At 70.2% G+C, this 17,839-nt stretch carries 17 protein-coding genes; 9 read left to right on the plus strand and 8 right to left on the minus strand.

Annotated elements, in window-relative coordinates; translation table 11 throughout:
• Positions 1–325 precede the first annotated feature (325 nt).
• Positions 326–3,208 (minus strand): carbohydrate-binding protein, encoded by a 2,883-nt coding sequence (locus AB0I21_RS05770; protein WP_360559257.1) that lies wholly within the window; start codon positions 3,206–3,208, stop codon positions 326–328.
• 181 nt (positions 3,209–3,389) lie between these two features.
• Between AB0I21_RS05770 and AB0I21_RS05775 the strand changes: the two genes are divergently transcribed.
• Positions 3,390–3,860 (plus strand): alpha/beta fold hydrolase, encoded by a 471-nt coding sequence (locus AB0I21_RS05775; protein ID WP_360559258.1) that lies wholly within the window; start codon positions 3,390–3,392, stop codon positions 3,858–3,860.
• Here AB0I21_RS05775 and AB0I21_RS05780 read toward each other — a convergent pair.
• From AB0I21_RS05780 to AB0I21_RS05800, 5 genes are all read right to left on the minus strand, one after another.
• Complete coding sequence (locus AB0I21_RS05780; protein ID WP_360559259.1) at positions 3,841–4,773, minus strand: hypothetical protein; 933 nt, start codon at positions 4,771–4,773, stop codon at positions 3,841–3,843. The genes AB0I21_RS05775 and AB0I21_RS05780 overlap by 20 nt on opposite strands.
• A complete protein-coding gene (locus tag AB0I21_RS05785) occupies positions 4,758–4,907 on the minus strand; it encodes a hypothetical protein (RefSeq protein ID WP_360559260.1) in 150 nt (49 codons plus the stop codon). Before AB0I21_RS05785 ends, AB0I21_RS05780 begins: the two co-directional genes overlap by 16 nt.
• Positions 4,908–5,113: 206 nt before the next feature.
• Complete coding sequence (locus AB0I21_RS05790; RefSeq protein ID WP_360559261.1) at positions 5,114–5,590, minus strand: Rieske (2Fe-2S) protein; 477 nt, start codon at positions 5,588–5,590, stop codon at positions 5,114–5,116.
• Between the two features lie 17 nt (positions 5,591–5,607).
• A complete protein-coding gene (locus AB0I21_RS05795) occupies positions 5,608–6,186 on the minus strand; it encodes a DUF6529 family protein (protein ID WP_360559262.1) in 579 nt (192 codons plus the stop codon).
• Between the two features lie 16 nt (positions 6,187–6,202).
• Positions 6,203–6,910 carry a hypothetical protein gene (locus tag AB0I21_RS05800; RefSeq protein ID WP_360559263.1) on the minus strand — a complete coding sequence of 236 codons (708 nt, stop codon included), beginning with the start codon at positions 6,908–6,910 and terminating at the stop codon, positions 6,203–6,205.
• A gap of 144 nt (positions 6,911–7,054) precedes the next feature.
• Between AB0I21_RS05800 and AB0I21_RS05805 the strand changes: the two genes are divergently transcribed.
• The 8 genes from AB0I21_RS05805 to AB0I21_RS05840 all read left to right on the plus strand — a co-directional run bounded on the left by AB0I21_RS05805 (position 7,055) and on the right by AB0I21_RS05840 (position 16,438).
• Complete coding sequence (locus tag AB0I21_RS05805) at positions 7,055–8,962, plus strand: adenylate/guanylate cyclase domain-containing protein (RefSeq protein WP_360559264.1); 1,908 nt, start codon at positions 7,055–7,057, stop codon at positions 8,960–8,962.
• 56 nt (positions 8,963–9,018) lie between these two features.
• Positions 9,019–9,675, plus strand: coding sequence for a Crp/Fnr family transcriptional regulator (locus AB0I21_RS05810; RefSeq protein WP_360559265.1), 657 nt, complete (start codon positions 9,019–9,021; stop codon positions 9,673–9,675).
• Between the two features lie 149 nt (positions 9,676–9,824).
• Positions 9,825–12,218 carry an immune inhibitor A domain-containing protein gene (locus AB0I21_RS05815; protein WP_360559266.1) on the plus strand — a complete coding sequence of 798 codons (2,394 nt, stop codon included), beginning with the start codon at positions 9,825–9,827 and terminating at the stop codon, positions 12,216–12,218.
• 62 nt (positions 12,219–12,280) lie between these two features.
• Entirely contained in the window at positions 12,281–12,733 is a 453-nt protein-coding gene (locus AB0I21_RS05820) for a hypothetical protein (protein WP_360559267.1), read from the plus strand.
• Between the two features lie 34 nt (positions 12,734–12,767).
• Positions 12,768–13,265: a redoxin domain-containing protein gene (locus tag AB0I21_RS05825; protein WP_360559268.1), complete on the plus strand. Its 498-nt coding sequence runs from the start codon at positions 12,768–12,770 to the stop codon at positions 13,263–13,265.
• Positions 13,262–13,813, plus strand: coding sequence for a thioredoxin domain-containing protein (locus AB0I21_RS05830; RefSeq protein WP_360559269.1), 552 nt, complete (start codon positions 13,262–13,264; stop codon positions 13,811–13,813). The genes AB0I21_RS05825 and AB0I21_RS05830 overlap by 4 nt, the downstream gene beginning before the upstream one ends.
• A gap of 447 nt (positions 13,814–14,260) precedes the next feature.
• Positions 14,261–14,887, plus strand: coding sequence for a GPP34 family phosphoprotein (locus tag AB0I21_RS05835; protein ID WP_360559270.1), 627 nt, complete (start codon positions 14,261–14,263; stop codon positions 14,885–14,887).
• A 45-nt stretch (positions 14,888–14,932) separates the two neighbouring features.
• Entirely contained in the window at positions 14,933–16,438 is a 1,506-nt protein-coding gene (locus AB0I21_RS05840; RefSeq protein ID WP_360559271.1) for an APC family permease, read from the plus strand.
• A gap of 87 nt (positions 16,439–16,525) precedes the next feature.
• On the opposite strand, the gene AB0I21_RS05845 is transcribed toward AB0I21_RS05840, so the two are convergent.
• Entirely contained in the window at positions 16,526–16,720 is a 195-nt protein-coding gene (locus AB0I21_RS05845) for a hypothetical protein (protein WP_344501074.1), read from the minus strand.
• Positions 16,717–17,787 (minus strand): LacI family DNA-binding transcriptional regulator, encoded by a 1,071-nt coding sequence (locus AB0I21_RS05850; protein ID WP_344501076.1) that lies wholly within the window; start codon positions 17,785–17,787, stop codon positions 16,717–16,719. Before AB0I21_RS05850 ends, AB0I21_RS05845 begins: the two co-directional genes overlap by 4 nt.
• Positions 17,788–17,839 lie beyond the last annotated feature (52 nt).

Genomic DNA, 17,839 nt, shown 5'->3' on the forward strand with positions numbered 1-17,839 from the left:
GCACCCTCGATGGAGCAAAGGGTGCGAAAGCTGGCATTGATCAACGTCTGTGGGTTGAGGTGGATGCGGGGATGGAGGGCGGGTGGAGATGGGGGCGGGTGGGGACAGGGGTGGCGCCCCCGCCGGTCGATCCGCCGGTCTGGCTGCCCGGTCTGGTTGCCGGACTCACGATAAGACGTTGGTCAATTCCATGATTGACCGCTTATGCGGTTTCTATACGGGTTCCACCAGTGGGTGTGGTGCGGTGGCCGGGAAAAGCCGTGATCCGGAAGACCTCGTGTACCCAGGGGTGCACGAGGTCTTCCGGATCATGGAGAGTGGGCGGTTACGGGTGGGTCCAGGTCTGGGCGCCCGTGCCGTTGCAGTCGTAGATCTGCAGCTGGGTGCCGTTGGTGGTGGTCGAGCCGGGGATGTCCAGGCACTTGTTCGCCTGCGGGTTGCGGATCGCGTTGTTGGACTCGATCACCCACTGCTGGGCCGCCGTGCCGTTGCAGGTGTACAGCTGCACCAGCGTCCCGTTGGTCGTCCCGCTGGCCTTCACGTCGAGGCACTTTCCGGCCAGGCCGGTGATCGTGCCGTTGGCGTTGATCGTCCAGGTCTGGGCGCCGGTGCCGTTGCAGTCGTAGATCTGGACCTTGGTCCCGTCGGCGGTCTGGCTGGCGTTGATGTCGGCGCACTTGCCGAGCGCCTTCAGCGTGCCGGTCCGGGCGCCGCCCGGGGTGCCGATGCCGGGGCCGGTGAACGTGTAGCTGTCCAGGTCGAGGATCGCCCCCGAGCCGCCGGTGAACACGATGTACAGGTCGTGCGTCCCGTCGTCCGGCTTCGTCACCGGTCCGCTGACCTCGGCGTAGGTCTCCCAGCCGCCGGTGTTGGGCACGGTGAGGCGGGCGACCTCGGTGCCGGTGGGGGAGTCGTAGCGGAAGGAGACCGTGCCGCCGCCACCGCCGGAGGAGACGCGCGCCTTGACGCCCGTGATGTTCTTCAGCGACACCGCGTGGTGCCGGACGCTCTCCCCGGACTGGATGTCGCCGAGCCGCTTGCCGCCGTCGGCCGCGGCCGCCGTGATGACCTGCGGGCCGGATAGCGACACGTAGTGCTCGGCCTGCCAGTACTTGGGCCAGAGCGTGAACTCCGAGGAGCCGGTCAGCGGGACCGAGCCGGCCGCGCCGTTGTCGGTGTAGGTGGCGCGGACGACGAAGAACAGCACCGAGTCGGGCCCGGCGTGCACCGGCCCGGTGTTGAAGGTGGCGGAGCAGCCGGTGCCGGAGCCCTCGTCGTGGGCGTGCTCCTGGTGGCCGAGCGCGACCGCGATCACGATCTTGGAGCAGTCGATCGGGCCGTCCTGCGGGTCGGTGGCCGAGGCCGTGACCGTGAAGTTGTCGTTCCAGTCGAACATGCCGCCCGCCGGGACGCCGGAGATCGTGACGGTCGGCCGGTTGTTGCCGACGGTGATCGGCACGAGCGTCGTGCCGGTGTGGCCCGCCGGGTCGCGCACCGTCAGCCGTGCCTGCTTCGCGCCGTTCGTCGTGTACGTGTACGACGGGTTCGCCGCGGTGGAGTCCGTCGTGCCGTTGTTGTCGAAGTCCCAGGCGTACGTGATGGCGTCGCCGTCAGGGTCGCTGGAGCCGGCGCTGGAGAAGGTCACCGCGAGCGGCGCGAGCCCGTTGTCCTTGTTGACCGTGGCCTTGGCGACCGGCGACCGTCCACCCTGGACATAGTTGATTTTGTACAGGCCGGCGTCGGCGGCTCCGGAGAAGTAGCCGCTGCCGTACTCCAGCATGTACATCGAGCCGTCGGGGCCGAACTGCCAGTCGATCGGGTGCACGAAGGGCGCGCCCGCGTTGACCGGCTCGATCCCGCCGGAGACCGGGTTGCCGGTGGCCGGGTTGCCGTTGTCGAAGTTGACCATCTTGACCCAGTTGCGGCAGTACTCCGAGATGATCCACTTGTTGTCGTAGTACTGCGGCCACTTCACCGACGAGTTGAGGTTGGGGTCGTAGTGGTACACCTCGGTGTGGTTCGGCGAGCCGCACCCGCCGGGGCTGTCCAGCTGCGGCCACTGCACGCTGCCGCCGTGCTGCTCCCAGACCAGCGCCGGCTTGGTCGCCGGCAGCTGCTGCAGGCCCGTGTTGCGGGGCGAGTTGTTGACCGGCCCGGTGCTGCCGCCGCACGGGAACCAGCCGCGGGGCGCGTTGGCCGCGAAGTCCCAGTCGTTGTAGGCCACGTTCGGGCCGCCGCAGTAGGGCCAGCCGTAGTTGCCGGGGCCGCTCGCCCGGTTGAACTCGTCGAACGCCGCCGGCCCGCGGTTGGCGACCGTGGCACCCGCGTCGGGGCCGACCTCGCCCCAGTAGAGGGTGTTGTTGGCCTTGGTGTCGACCCAGATCCGGTACGGGTTGCGCGTGCCCATGATGTAGATCTCGCCCCGGGTCTGCGCGCTCTGCGCGAAGAGGTTCCCGGCCGGGATCGTGTAGGTGCCGTTGCTCTCCGGGTGGATCCGGTTGATCTTCCCGCGCAGGTCGTTGGTGTTGCCCGAGGTGCGCTGGGCGTCGTACTGCGGGTCGCGGTTGGTCCGCTCGTCGATCGGCGCCATGCCGGCCGAGTCGCCGCCGGAGTTGGTGTTGTCACCGACCGCGAAGTAGAGGTTGTTGTTGCTGTCCCAGGTCATCGACCCGGCCGAGTGGCAGCACAGGTTCCGCTCGGTCGGCCACTCGATGATCATGTCCTCGCTGGCGGGGTCGAGGACGTTGGTCGAGGGGTTGAAGGTGAACCGGGAGATCCGGTTGACCAACGGCGTCACCTTCGGCGAGTAGAAGATGAACACCCACCGGTTGGTGGCGAACTGCGGGTGCAGCGTGATGCCGATCAGCCCGTCCTCGAAGCGCGCGTCCAGCTGGAGCGTCAGCGCCACGGTCGTGGACTGGGTGGTGGGGTTGTAGAGCCGGACCTGGCCGCCGGCGGCGGTGGTGCCCCGGTTGATGTACATGACCTTGCCGTCGGGCAGGACGGCCAGCTCGATCGGCTCGCCCATGGTCAGCCCGCCGTCGAGCTTGACCTTCTCGAAGTCGCTGGCGGGCGGCGGTGCCGCGGCGGCGGGAGCGGGGGCGGCGGCCTCGACGGTCGCGAACGTCGCGAGACTCACGAGACTCGACGCGATCAGGGCCAAGGCCGAGGTGCCGACGGTCCATCGTCGGCGGTGGGGGTGTTTCACCGGACCTCCTGTGAGCGGGTTGCCCGATGGCCTCCCGCCGACTGGAGGACATCGATGTGCGCCAGACAGTAACCTCTTTCGTTCGAAAGCAACAGACTTTCCTCGATATTGACGAAAGTTGCATTACCTCTTCCGTGGTCGGCCCTACCGGAGGCCCGCGACAGTTGGGTATGAAATGAGGGTGTTCGATGAATGGGTCGACCTCTGGGACGTGACCCTTCGGATCCGGCGCGAAGGCTCGGGCCCGCCGGTGCTGCTCCTGCACGGGCACGCGGGCACCCTGGAGGTCTGGGACGAGCTCGCCCCGCTCCTCGCCGCGCACCACACCGTGGTCCGGCCGGACCTGCGCGGCCACGGTGCGTCGGCCCGGACGACCGACGAGGACTGGCCGGCGCTCGTCCACGAGATGGTCCTGGACAACCTGGCGCTCATGCACTCGCTCGGCCACGACAGCTTCGCCGTCGTCGGCAGGGACCTCGGCGGCCACGTCGCGGCGGCGCTGGCGGCGGAGCACCCGACGAAGATCGACCGGCTGGTCGCCGTCGACGCCGTCCCGCTGCCCCCGCCGGCCTGCCCCACGCTCGTCCTGTGGTCGGACGGGCCGCCGTTCACCGAGTCCCTGCTCGACTTCCTCAGGCCCGGTAGAACATGACCGCCGCCGGGTCGTGCGCCGGCAGCGGGTATGTGTGCGTGACCTTCAACGCCTGGTCGAGCACCTTGACCTCGGTCGCGGTCACCACGACCAGGCCGCCGTCCGGGCGGAACCAGACGTGCTCGAACGCGCCCAGCTGCAGGCGCATCCGCTTGACCGTGTTGTAGACCACCACCGTGCGGTACACGTGGCTCGGGTCGCTGTTGACGTTGCCCAGCGCCACCAGCAGGCCGCTGTCGGAGACCGCCTGCACCGAGGTCGGGCAGCCCGCCGTGCGCTCGCACTCGTCCAGCCCGGTGACCGGCACCGTCCGCGTCGCGCCCGCGCCCTCGGTCGAGACCTGGAGGTCGTTGCCCTGGAACAGGTAGGCGGTCGTCACGCCGCTCGGCGAGTACGCCAGGTACTGCGGCCGGTCCGGGAGAGGGTGGGCCGCACCGGTCGCCACGTCGTACCGGACGCCGCCCGCGACCAGCGCCGAGCCGTCGGGCGTCCAGACGACGGTGTTGCCGCCGTCCCACCGGACGTCCTTCGCCACCACGTGACGGGCGCCGCCGCTGGTGGCGACCACCAGGTCGCCCGGGGCGATCCGGTCGCGGTCCGGGGACGTGTTGATCGCCAGCCGGGTCCCGTCGGGCGACGGCGTCGCGTACATGTCCTCGCCGGTCGCGGTGCCGAAGTTCACCGTCCGCAGGGTTCCGCCGGCGTACCGGTGAAGCTCGATCGCCTTGCCCGCCTTCAGGGTGAGGAAGGACAGCGCGCCCGGGATCGCGGCAGCGGGCGACGGCGGCGCCGAGGAGGGCGGCGCGGACGGCGATCGCGACGGCGTGGCCGAGACGGCCGGCACCACGTCCGGCAGAGTGTCCTCGTGCCGGACCTCCAGCAGGGCCGCGCCGCCGGTTAGGGCCACCGCCACCGCCACCCCGGCGGCCGAGGCGTCCGGCGCATCCGCAGCCGCCGCGACGTGCGGTCCACCCGCTGCCGCAGGCCGGCCAGGTCGGTGCCGGCCATCTCGCCGGCGAGGTCGTCCAGGCGATCGTGCAGGTTCATCGGAACATCCCCTCCGTCGCCGTGCCGGCGTGGTCGTCCGGCAGTGCCCTGCGCAGCGCCGCCAGCCCGCGGGCGAGGTGGCTCTTGAGGGTGCCGACCCGGCACCCCAGCAGCTCGGCGGCCTCCGCCTCGACGGGCCACCGACGGGTTACACAGCCGGGTGCCCGGGATCCGCGAGGGATCCCGGGCACCCGACCCTGTGGGAGTTATGCCTTGGCGATGGAGTCGCCGTCGACCTTGATGGCGACGGCCTTGAGCGGCTTGCCGGCCGGCCCGTTGGCGACCGAACCGTCGGCGACCTTGAACTTGCTGCCGTGGCACGGGCAGTTGATGGTGCCGCCGGACACGTCTCCCACGACGCAGCCGGCGTGCGTGCACACCGCGGTGAAGCACTTGAACTGGCCGGCGGTCGGCTGGGTCACCACGATCTTCTGGTCCTCGAAGATCTTGCCGCCGCCGACGGGGATGTCGGAGGTCTTCGCGAAGCCACCGCCCCCACCGCCCCCACCGGTCGTGCCGCCGCCGGTGGCCGCCGCCGCTGTGTCCGCGCCGCCGGTCGCGGCGGGCGCCGCCCCGTCCGAGGAGGTGCCCGTGTCGCCGTAGGCCGCGCAGCCCGCGAGGGCCGCGGTGAGGCCGGCCGCACCGGCGCCGGCGATCAGGGTCCGTCGAGTCGTGTTGCTCATGGTGCTTCGATCCCCTTTCAGATCTTGACGCCGAACGTGGTGAAGAACCACAGCGCGGAGGTGACGAACAGGCCGGAGAGCGCGGTGAAGACCAGCCCGCCGAAGAGCGGCAGTGCCCAGTTCGGCACGCCCTTCTTGGCGAGGAGCAGCATCTTCGCGGCGAAGACGCCGTAGAAGAAGCAGCCGAACAGCGAGTGCATGAGCGTGCGGGTGTCGAAGTCGGCGAAGCCCAGCGCGTACAGGCAGTGCAGGGCGACCGGGATCGACGCGATGAACGCCAGGCGGCCGGACCAGCGGTGCAGGCCGCCGAGCCAGCTCGCGTTCGGCAGCGGGATCTTGCCGTACATGACGAGCGCGGTGAAGAGCTGCACGACCGCGAGCGCGAAGGCGAGCGTCGCGAGCCACACCTTGACCGTCTGCGGGCTGGAGAAGCCCGCGACGTTCACCGCGATGCCGGTCGGCTCGTGCACCTTGCCGTAGACGCCGAGGGCGCCGGCGACGAAACAGGCGACCAGCACCGGCACGATGAGGGTCGCGGCCGTCTTCGGGTTGGTGGGCTGGACGACCGGAGCGGTCTGGGTGTCATCCGGGGACATGGTGACGGCTCTCCTCTCAGTAACCGGAGCTGGCGTTGGGGTTGCCCGCCTCGATCGGGACCTTGGTCCCGTCGACCGTGACGGTCTTGCTGTTCATGTCGAACGGCGGCGCCTCGCTGGTCTCGCCGTTCTTCGTCTGCACGCCGACCTGGCGGCCGTCCGGCAGGACGACCCAGCTGGCGTCGAGCTTGCCGCGCAGCGACGCGGCCGAGCGGTACAGGCCCGAGGGCGGCGCGGCCACCTTGACGGTGAAGCCCCACGACTTCGTGCCGGCGGTGACGTCGCCCTTGACCTGGCCGCCGCCGTACGTGCCCTTCAGGCTGCCCTTGGCGCCGGTGAGCTCGACCTGACCGTTGGCCATGGTGCCGTTGAGCCACGCCTCGACCTTCTTGCCGTCGCAGACGTAGGCGATCGCCTTGCCGTTGTTGACGACGATCGCGAGCGAGGCGGCCCCGCCGTCGACCGCGCCGGCGTACGTGACCGTGCCCTGCTGGCCGGCGTTGCCGCTGCCGTCGCCGACCGGCGCGCTGGACGCCGGTTGCGAAGGAGGCGGGTCGGCGGCCGGTTGCGAAGAGGCCGGCGCGGCGACGGTCCCGGTCTCCTTGGCCGAGGCCGCGGCCTGGTTCTTCTCGACATCGTTGCTGAGGTCGACGTTGAGCGTGTACAGAACGCCGGCGACAACAAGTCCGGCGCCGAGCGTGACGAGCGGTGCCTTGAACCTCATCGGTGACTCCCACAGTTGATCGCACCCGTCAGGTGCTTCGATGAATATGAGACCGAGGTTGGCGTACCGTGTCTGCGTCCAAAGACGCACAACGCAACTGCTGCAATGTCGCCAAAGTGACCAGCTAGAGAATGGGTGCGTTCGATGCCTCGTGTCGTGGTCTGGGCGAGTCACCTGGCATTGCCCCTCGCGGGCCTGTGGCTGCTGCTGACCCGTCCGGGGGCGGACCTGATCTGGCAGCACCACGACACGCACTTCTGGCTGGTCCTCGTGGTCGCCGCGGTCAACGTCGCGGTGGGCGCCGCGATGAGCGTCGCCGCGCACCGCCGGCAGGACGGGCGGCTGTTCCTCGTCTCGCTGGTGTTCCTGGCCGGCGCCGGCTTCCTGTTCGCGCACGCGCTCGCCACCCCGAAGGTCCTCATCGCGCACCCCAACGCCGGCTTCGACACGGCGATGGCGGTCGGCCTGATCATCGGTGCGCTGCTGGCGGTGGTGTCGTCGGTACGGCTCCCGCCCGGCATCACCCGGTGGCAGCTGGCCCTGCGCCCGCTCCTGGCGGCCGTCCTGTTCGCCTGGATCGTCGTGTCGGTGCTGGACCTGCCGCCGCTGAACCGGCAGACCCAGGTGCGCGACGTCGAAGGGCCGATGGTCGTCGCCTCGTACGCCGCGGTCGCGCTGTACCTGGTCGCCGCGGTCCGCTTCTACCTGCGGTACCGGCGCGCGCCCGGCGTGGTGCTGCTGTCGGTGGTGACCGCGTTCGTGCTGCTGGCCGAGGCGATGCTGGCGGTGACCCTGGCCGACAAGTGGCGGCTGTCGTGGTGGGAGTGGCACCTGATCCTCACCGTGGCGTTCCTGTTCGTCGGCTACTCCGCCTACGTGCAGTACCGGCGCGAAGGCAGCACCGCGGGACTCTTCGACGGGATCGCGGCCGCCGAGACCACCCGCCGGATCCGGGCGCAGTACACCGAGGCGCTCGAGGAGCTCGTCACCGCCCTGCAGGAGTCCGAGGCGGGCGGCCGGCCGGAGCGGCTCGCGGCCCGGATGGCGGAGCGCTTCGGGCTCACCGAGAAGCAGGCGGAGGTACTCGACCGGGCCGCCGCCGCGCTGCTCGCCGAGCGCGACCTGACGGGCCGGCTCGGCGCCCTCGTCACCGTCGGCGAGCAGGCCCGCGTCGGCGCCGGCGAGGACGAGTTCCTGCGCTCGGCGCTCGACGCGGTCCGCCCGTCCTTCGGCGCCGTCGAGGTCGGCCTCGTCTCCGGCGGCGTCACCGCCGTGACCGGCGCCGACGTGCTGCCGCTGACGGTCAAGGGCAAGGTCGCCGGCGGGGTGCGGATCCCCGCCACCGGGCGCCCCGAGCTGCGCGCCACCCTCGCCAACCAGCTGTCCATCGGGCTGGAGAACGCGCGACTGTACGGGGAGCTGTCGACGCTCTTCCGGCAGTACATGTCGCCGGACGTCGCGGCCGCGCTGCTCGCCGACCCCGGCCAGGCCGCGCTGGGCGGCCAGCTGGTCGACGTCACGGCGCTCTTCGCCGACCTGCGCGGCTTCACGACCTTCTCCGAGGCGGTCGAGCCGGGCGAGATCGTCGAGATGCTCAACCGGTACCACGGGGTCGCCGTCCCCTGCATCCTCGACAACGGCGGCACGATCGTGCAGTTCGTCGGCGACGCGCTGCTGGCGCTGTTCAACGCGCCCGCCCGGCAGGACGACCACGAGACGCGGGCGGTCCGCGCGGCCCTGCAGATGCAGGACGCGGTGGGGGTGATCGCCGCCGGGCACCCCGGCTGGCCGCGCTTCCGGGTCGGCGCCAACACCGGCCCGGCGCTCGTCGGCAACATCGGCAGCGAGCTGCTGCGCGGCTTCAACGCGATGGGCGACGCCGTCAACGTCGCGGCGCGCCTGCAGACGATCGCCGAGCCCGGTCAGGTCGTCATCGGCGGCGCCACCCACGACGCGCTGCGCGGCGTGGTCGCGACCCCCCTCGGCGACCTCGAAGTGAAAGGACGCCGACAGACAGTCCGGGCATATGTGGTGGAGAGTATGCAGCCGTGACCGAGTTCTTCGACCTGCTGAACTCGAGTTGGTGACGAGCGGAGCGAGGAGGCAGCTTGACCGAGTTCTTCGATCTGCTGAATTCTGACGAGCAGGCCGCGCTGGAGGCGGCCGGGCACCGGCGGCAGTGGAAGCGCGGCGCGGTCATCTACCGCGAGGCGAGCCGCTCCGAGTCGGTGATCGTGCTCAAGGCCGGCCGCGTGAAGGTCTCCTCCGACACCGCCTCAGGCACCGAGGTGGTCCTCGCCGTGCGCGGCCCAGGCGCGCTGCTCGGCGAGCTGTCCGCGGTCGACGGCGGCCCGATGTCGGCGACCGTCACCGCCCTCGAACCGGTCGTCGCGCTCGCCGTGCCGTCGCCGGACTTCGAGCGCTACCTGCTGGGCCACGCGCGCGTCTCGATGCTGCTCACGCGCGAGCTGATCGGCCGGCTCCGCGACGCGGACCGCAAGCGGATCGAGTTCGGCGCCTACGACACCACCGGGCGGGTCGCGGCCCGCCTCGTCGAGCTCGCCGAGCGCTTCGGCGAGCAGACGGGCGAGGGGCTGCGGATCGGCCTGCCGCTGTCGCAGGACGAGCTCGCCGGCTGGACGGGGTCGTCGCGTGAGGCGGTCACGAAGGCGTTGCGCACGCTGCGTGAGGAGGGCTTGATCCAGACCGGTCGCCTGCACGTGATCGTCCGGGACCTCGCCGCATTGAGAGATCGCGCTCAATAGCCGGGTTCACCCTTGCTTTGACCCTCGCACCACCACCCTTACCCCGATGTGGATCTTTACACCCTGCAAGGACCACTTAGTCTCTCGCGACAGGTGCATCGAGGCATCGACATCATGCCTTGGTGCTTAGCCCCACCAGGGAGGTACCTGTGCGTAAGTTGACCGTGGGACTTCTGAGTCTCACGCTTGCGTCGGGTATGGGGGTGTTCGCCGGGGGTGGTGCCGCGTATGCGGTGCCGGCAGCCGGGGATACGTCCGTAGCCGACGCCGCGTCACCCTCCGACGAGTTGCCGAACCCGTTGGAGGACAAGCGGCGCGAATCCCGTGAGGTCGCGATCTCGCAGATCCTGAGCGGCCAGGCGACGCCGGAGAAGCGTGGATCGAGCACGGTCGTCAAGATCGGCAAGAAGGGCCAGGTCGGGAAGGGTGGCGACACCAAGACCAAGAAGGCCCGCGTCGACCAGTACGTCGAGCTGAGCCGCGAGAAGACCGACAAGATCTTCGTCGTCCTCGCGGAGTTCGGTAACACGCGGCACCCGAGCTACCCGGACCAGGACACGTCGGCGGCCACACCCGGCCCGACGACGTTCGAAGGACCGCTGCACAACGCGATCCCGGAGCCGGACCGGTCGGTCGACAACTCGACCCTCTGGGAGCAGGACTTCAGCCAGCAGTACTTCTACAACAAGTACTTCGCGACCGGTAACGGCGCGGAGTCCCTGAAGACGTACTACGAGAAGCAGTCGTCGGGGCGCTACAGCGTCGACGGTCTGGTGACCGACTGGGTCAAGGTCCCGTACAACGAGGCCCGGTACGGCCGCAGCAACGGCTACCCGTGTGCCAGCAACGTCTGCAGCAACACCTGGTACCTGATCCGTGACGCGGTCGACGCGTGGGTCGCGGGCCAGAAGGCGCAGGGCAAGACCGACGCCGACATCGCCGCCACGCTCGCCTCCTACGACCAGTGGGACCGCTTCGACTACGACGGCGACGGCGACTTCAACGAGCCCGACGGCTACATCGACCACTTCCAGATCGTCCACTCCGGTGGCGACCAGGCCGATGGCGACCCGTACCAGGGCGAGGACGCGATCTGGAGCCACCGCTGGGCGGCGTTCCAGAACTTCACCAGCGGCCCGACGTTCAACCAGATGGGTGGCACGCAGATCGGCAACACCGGTCTGTGGATCCGTGACTACACGATCCAGCCCGAGAACGGCGGCCTGAGCGTGTTCGCGCACGAGTACGGCCACGACCTCGGCCTGCCGGACCACTACGACACCTCGGGCGCCGGCGGCAACGCCGAGAACCCGGTCAACTGGTGGACCATCATGGCGCAGAGCCGGGTCAGCAAGGCCGGCGACAACAACATCGGCGACCGGGCCGCCGACCTCGGCGCCTGGGACAAGCTGCAGCTCGGCTGGCTCGACTACGAGATCGTCGTGGCGGGGCAGAACAAGACGCTCGACCTCGGGCCTCACGAGTACAACAGCAACAAGGCCCAGGCCGTCGTCGTGGTCCTGCCGAAGAAGCAGATCGTCACCCAGCTGCCGACCCCGCCGGAAGGCACCAAGTCCTGGTGGAGCGGCTCCGGCGACAACCTCAACAACTCGCTGACCCGCAGCGTGGCGATCCCCGCCGGGACCACGACGCTGAGCTTCAAGGCGGCGTGGGACATCGAGGACTGCGGCCCCGACGCGTGTGACTACGCCTACGTCGAGGTGGACGACGGCACCGGCTTCAAGTCGATCCCGGGCACGATCACCACCGCCGCCGAGGGCAACGGCATCGACGGTGCCAGCAACGGCTTCGTGCCGGCGTCGTTCGACCTGTCCGCCTACGCGGGCAAGACGGTCGGCCTGCGGTTCCACTACTTCACCGACGGTGCCGCCGGCGGCCTGGGCTTCTTCGCCGACGACATCAAGGTGACCAACGGCGCGACCACGGTCTTCGCCGACGGTGCCGAGGCCGGTGCCAACGGCTGGACCGCGGTCGGGTTCACCGCCGTGGGCAGCACGCTGACCACCGCCTACGACAACTTCTACATCGCCTCGAACCGCCAGTACGTGTCCTGGGACCAGTACCTCCAGGCCGGGCCGTACAACTTCGGGTTCGCGAGCAAGCCCGACCTCGTCGAGCACTTCGCGTACGAGCAGGGTCTGCTGGTCACGTACTGGGACACCTCGTTCTCGGACAACAACACCAGCCAGCACCACGGCGGCGGCCTGATCCTGCCGATCGACGCGCACCCGGACCTGGTCTACAAGCTGGACGGCACCCCGTGGCGTCCGCGCATCCAGGGCTACGACGCGACGTTCGGCCTGACCAAGGCCGGCTCGTTCACGCTGCACTACGGCCCGAACAGCACCGCGAGCTACATCCGCGGCCAGAACGGTGTCGCCACGTTCGACGACAGCAAGAGCTACTACCGTGAGGACCCCGCCACCAGCACGTACTACGGTGTCAAGGTCCCCAACAACGGTGTGAAGATCAAGGTGCTGTCGACCAACGGCACCAGCGTGAAGGTCCGCATCACCGGCTGACGTCCTAGCCGCTGATTCGACATCGCGCGGAACCGCGCGCGGCCGGAGGAGGTCCAAGTGCCATGAACCGAGCACTGGGCCTCCTCCTCGCCGTTTCCACGCTGTCCCTGCCGGTCGTGCTGACCGGGTGCGCCGCGAAGTCCGCCGACACGGCCGCCGCGCCCGCACCCTCCGTCTCGCCCGCGCCCTCGACGCCCGCGTCCTCCCCGTCGAAGGGCGCGCCCAGCCCGGACACCTCGGTGCTCACCACGCTGCCGTCCGGGGTGCCGAAGACCACCGCGCCGCACGAGCCGACCGACGACTTCTCCGTCCTCACCACCACCGGTCAGGTCCGGGTCGCCGGCGCCTGCGTCGAGCTGGTCACGGACAAGATGGTGTGGGTCCTGATCGGCCCGCCCGCCGCCGGGCTGCGCGCCGGCCAGCGGGTCAAGGTCACCGGCCTGCCCGACCCTGGCTTCGAGTCGCAGTGCACCGGCAGCCCGCTGAAGGTCACCACGGTCACCCCGTCGGAGTGACCCGCCCCGCCGCAGCCCGGCGAACCGTTGAGGAATGAGCGGTTCTGTATCCCCGGCGCTGCACGCAGGACAGCGTGCACCCGACTTCGAGTTGCCCGTCGCACCGGATCATCGGGTCGGCACGGCCCAGTACCGTGGCCGCCCGGCGGTGCTCGCCTTCTACCCGGCCGACTGGAGCCCTGTCTGCGGCGACCAGATGGCGCTGTACCAGGCGGTCATGCCCGAGTTCGAGCGCTACAACGCCGGCGTGCTGGGCATCTCCGTGGACAACGTCTGGTCGCATCGGGCGTTCGCGCAAGACCGGGGGATCACCTTTCCGCTGCTGGCCGACTTCGAGCCGAAGGGGGAGGTGGCCCGGCGGTACGGCGTCTACGACGATCGCGCGGGGGTCTGCGAGCGGGCCCTGTTCGTGCTCGACGGCGACGGCATGGTGGCCTGGAGCCAGGTCACGGCCGCCGGCGTCAACCCCGGCGCCGACGGCATCCTCAACGCGCTCGAAGGCCTCGACAGCGGACGGCGGCCGGTGCTGTGACCACGACCCCCTTCCAGGTGACGGTGGCCCGGCTGGTGGTGCCGGTCGGGCCCGACGAGCACGCGCAGGGCGAGGGCACAGTGTCGCTGGTCGAGTACGGCGACTACCAGTGCCCCTACTGCGGCATGGCGCACGCGATCGTGCGGGACCTGCTGCGGCTGCGGCACGAGACGGTCCGCTACACGTACCGGCACTTCCCCCTCACCAACGTGCACCCCTACGCTGAGCTGGCCGCCGAGGTGGCGGAGGCGGCCGCGGCCAGAGGGCGGTTCTGGCCCGCGCACGACTGGCTCTTCGAGCACCAGCGCAGCATCAACCCGCGCCAGCTCATGGTCGGCGTCGAGCGGCTGGGCCTGCCGTCGGAGGAGATCGCCGACGAGGTCGGCGCGCACGTCCACCTCGACCGGGTCCGCCGCGACTTCGTCGGTGGGGTCCGCAGCGGGGTCAACGGCACGCCGACGTTCTTCATCAACGGGGTCCGCCACGACGGCGGGTACGCCCTGGAGGAGCTGCTCGAGGCGGTCGACGAGGCCGCCGAGGCCACCTGACGCTTCCGCAACGTGAGGCCGGCTCTCATTACGCACTGTGTGGGAGTCGGCCGTCTGGCGTGTCGGCGCCGACTACCCAGTGCGATATCGATCATTGACTTCTGTACCGCAATCAGCAGCGGACAAAGCTCAACAATGCCTCGACCGTACGGATCTGAATGTTACCCACGGTGTGAATGGGCGCCGTTTGGACCCGAATTACGAACCCTCACGCTCGGTAGCCTCCGCTGGCTGTGCCCGGCGTCAATATCACTTGTCCGAAGACAATCATTCAAAATCCTCATTACATAAGTTGCGGTGGCACTGTCCCGCAGTGCATGCTTTCGCGTTGGGTCCGTGAGATCTTTCGGATCCAAACTGAGCTGAAGACGGATGTGCGGTGACGGTTCGCGCCAGGCTGGGGTTCGTGGCGCGCTGCACCCTGCCCTCTTCGAGGAGTGCGGGCGGATGCTGCTTGCAGATGACTTCTTCCTGATCGCGCACGACGACAGGGACGGCCGGTCCCGTCTGTCGCAGAGGGCGGTCGAGCTCGGCCTCGCGGGAGCGATGCTCGGCGAGCTCGTCCTGGAGCAGCGGATCGTCTGCGAGGGCGCCCGGCTGCGAGTGATCAACCGGGAGCCCCCGTCGGATCCGCTCGCCCACACCAACCTCGCCACCATGGTCGCGGAGACGCAGCACCGCGAGATCCGCACCTGGCTGCTCTTCCTCGGCCAGACCGCGGTCGACGCGGTCGGCCAGCGGCTCGCCCGCGTCGGCCTGGTCGAGCAGACCCAGGTGCGGCGGCTGCTGCGCACCACGACCCGATGGGTGGCCACCGACATCAACCTGCCGGCCGGGCGGGTGGTGCGGCTGCGCCGCCTGCTCACCGGGCAGGAGCCGATGCGGGTCGCCGACACCACCCTCGCCGGCCTGGCCGACGCGACCGGGCTCACCGGTCACGTCCTGTGGGACACCGACCAGGCCAGCATCAGAAGACTTCAACAAGCGGTGGGCGCACTGCCGCCACCGCTGCGCGACCTGATCCTGCAGGTCGAGGCGGCGGTCGGCGACTCGGTGCTGTCGCAGCGCGGCTAGCGGACTTTCCTCTCCCCTTCCCCCCTCAAAACCCCTGGAGGACCGATGTCCGCAACGTCGCCTGCGCGACCGAGCGTGGTATCCCAGGCACTGGCCCGAGACCGTCTCGGCGTGCCGTCCGTCATCATGTTCGCCCTCACGGCTGCCGCCCCCCTCATGGTGGTCGGCGCCCTGGTCTCGTCGGCCTGGGGCTGGGTCGGCGTGACCGGCTTCCCGCTCGCGTTCGTCATCATCGCCGTGGTGCTGGCCGTGTTCAGCTTCGGCTACGTCGCCATGTCCCGGCACATCACCAACGCCGGCGCGTTCTACAGCTACATCTCCCAGGGCCTCGGCCGGCCGCTCGGCGTCGGCGGGTCCCTGGTCGCGCTGCTCGCCTACAACCTGCTGCAGATCGGCCTCTACGGCGCGTTCGGCTTCTACGCCTCGCTGATCCTCGCGGACAAGGCCGACCTGAACGTCGACTGGTGGATCCTGGCGCTCGCGCTGTGGCTGGTCATCGCCGTGCTCGGCCTGCTGCGGGTCGACGTCAACAGCAAGGTCCTCATGGTCCTGCTCGGCGCCGAGCTGATCGCCGTGACGATCTTCGACTTCATCTTCCTCAGCAACCCGGCCGAGGGCGGCGTCAGCCTCGAGCCGTGGAACTGGAGCTCGCTGAAGGACGCGGCCGGTCCGGCCTTCGCCGTCTGCGTCACCGCGTTCGTCGGCTTCGAGGCCGCCCCGGTCTTCGCCGAGGAGGCCAAGGGCAAGAACCGGACCGTCGCCGTCGCCACGTTCCTCGGCCTGGCCGTCATGGTCGTCTCGTACGCCGTCACCAGCTGGGCCGCCGCGGTCAGCATCGGCGTCGACGCCACCGTGCCGGCCGCGCAGGAGATGGCCGAGTCCGGTGGCCCGTTCTTCCCGACCCTCGCGGAGAAGGGCGGCGCCTGGGCCGCCGACCTCGGCCTCGTCCTGCTGACCACCAGCATCGCGGCCGCCGCCCTGAGCTACCACAACACGACCGCGCGCTACGCGTTCGCGCTCGGCCGCGAGCGGGTGCTCCCGGCGTTCTTCGGCCGCACCCGGGCCCGCTCCGGCGCCCCGTCGTCCGGCTCGATCTTCCAGACCGTGATCGCGCTCGTCGTGCTCGTGGTCTTCGCGGTCCAGGGCTGGGACCCGATGCTCAACCTGTTCTTCTGGCTGGGCACCTCCGGCGGCGTCGGCGTGCTGTTCCTGGTCTTCGCGACCTCGCTGTCGGTCATCGGGTTCTTCCTGAAGGACGCCCGCGGCGAAGGCGCCTGGTCCCGGCTGATCGCGCCGATCCTGTCGTCGGTGGCGCTCGGGTACATCATCTGGCTCGTCGTCGACAACTTCGGCGGCCTGCTCGGCTTCGCCCCCGGCACCGAGAACGCGGCCGTCTGGGCGTTCCCGGCGGCGTACGGTGCGGTCGCGGTCATCGGCGTCATCTGGGCGCTGATCCTGCGGGCCACCAGCCGGCAGGACTACGACGCGATCGGCCTCGGCGCCCGCGCCAGCGCCGCCCGGGCGGACACCCCGGACTACGCGGCGCTCTAGCCGCACGCAGAAGGGCCCGGGGCGGTTGCCCCGGGCCCTTCCGTCGTTCAGGCGTGCTTCAGGTTTCGCGGCCGGTCCGGCCCCGCGTTACCCGTAGGTGAGAGCCGGCGTGGGCTCGACTCGGTCGGCCGCGCGGCGCAGCGTGCGCGCGGTGAAGTTGCGCATCTTGCCCATGGTGGCCGACTCGCGGCGACGGTCGTCGATGACGGGGGCGTTGGGCATGGCCGAGTTCGCCTCCAGGCGGACGGCCTCCAGCGACATGATCAGGGCGATCGGGGTCATGACTTCTCCTTGGCAGTGTTGGGTCCGGTGGTCGACCTGACCACCAGGGATACGGGCAGCGTCAGGCGACGCAGCGCCGGGTCTTCGGGCGGGTCGAGCAGCAGCTCTCCCGCGAGCCGCCCGCGCTCGACGCTGGGCTGGCGGATGGTGGTGAGCCCGGCGGCGTCCGCCTCCGGGATGTCGTCGAAGCCGGTGACCGAGACGTCCCGGCCGGCCTGCAGGCCCCGCACCCGCAGCGCGTCGAGCACGCCGAGGGCCAGGACGTCGGAGGTGCACAGGATCGCGGTCGCCCGGTCGAGCCGGTCGAGCGCGTGGGCCGCCGCCTCGGCGCCCTCCTCGCGCTGGTTCGCGGCCGCGTTGATCAGCACGACCCGCTCCCACGGCACGCCCGCGGCCAGGAACGCGTCGCGGAAGCCGCGGACCCGCTCGCCGGTCACGTAGTAGCGCAGGTCGTCGGGGTCGGCGTGCACCTGGCTGGTGACGCCGTCGTCGACGATCCAGTGCGCCACCACCGCGATGTCGCGGTGGCCGAGGTTGACGATGTGCTCGCCCAGCCGGCGGGCCGCCGCGCGCTCGTCGATGCCGACGTAGCTCGCCTCCGGCCCGAATGCCTGCGGGTCCTCACCGATCACGATCGGCACGCCGCGGGAACGCACGAGCTCCAGCGCCGAGTGCCAGTCGGGCACGCAGTAGAGGCAGAAGGCGTCGACTGCGGCGTTGCTGATGACGCGCCGGCCGGCCGCCTCGTCCTTGGGCAGGTTGAGCAGCAGCAGCGAGGTCTCCCGCGCCGAGGCCGCCTCCGCGAGCCCGCGCAGGTAGGCCACCGCATAGGGGTCGGTGAACGCCATCGACAGGTTGTCGGTCAGCAGCACACCGATCGCGTTGACCTTGCCGCTGCGCAGCGAGCGCGCCGTCGGGTTGGGCCCCGAGTAGCCGAGCCGCTGGGCCGCGGAGAGGATCCTGGCGCGCAGCTCGGGGGAGAGCTGATCCGGCCGGCTGTAGGCATTGGACACCGTGCTGCGTGACACGCCGAGCTCGTCGGCAATGGTCTGCAACGTCGCCTTCATGGTCGGGCTCCTCCCTTCTCTGCATCGATCCAGTTCCTTCTGTATCGATACA

This window comes from Dactylosporangium sp. NPDC050588, from assembly GCF_040654975.1.
GTDB lineage: Bacteria > Actinomycetota > Actinomycetes > Mycobacteriales > Micromonosporaceae > Dactylosporangium > Dactylosporangium maewongense.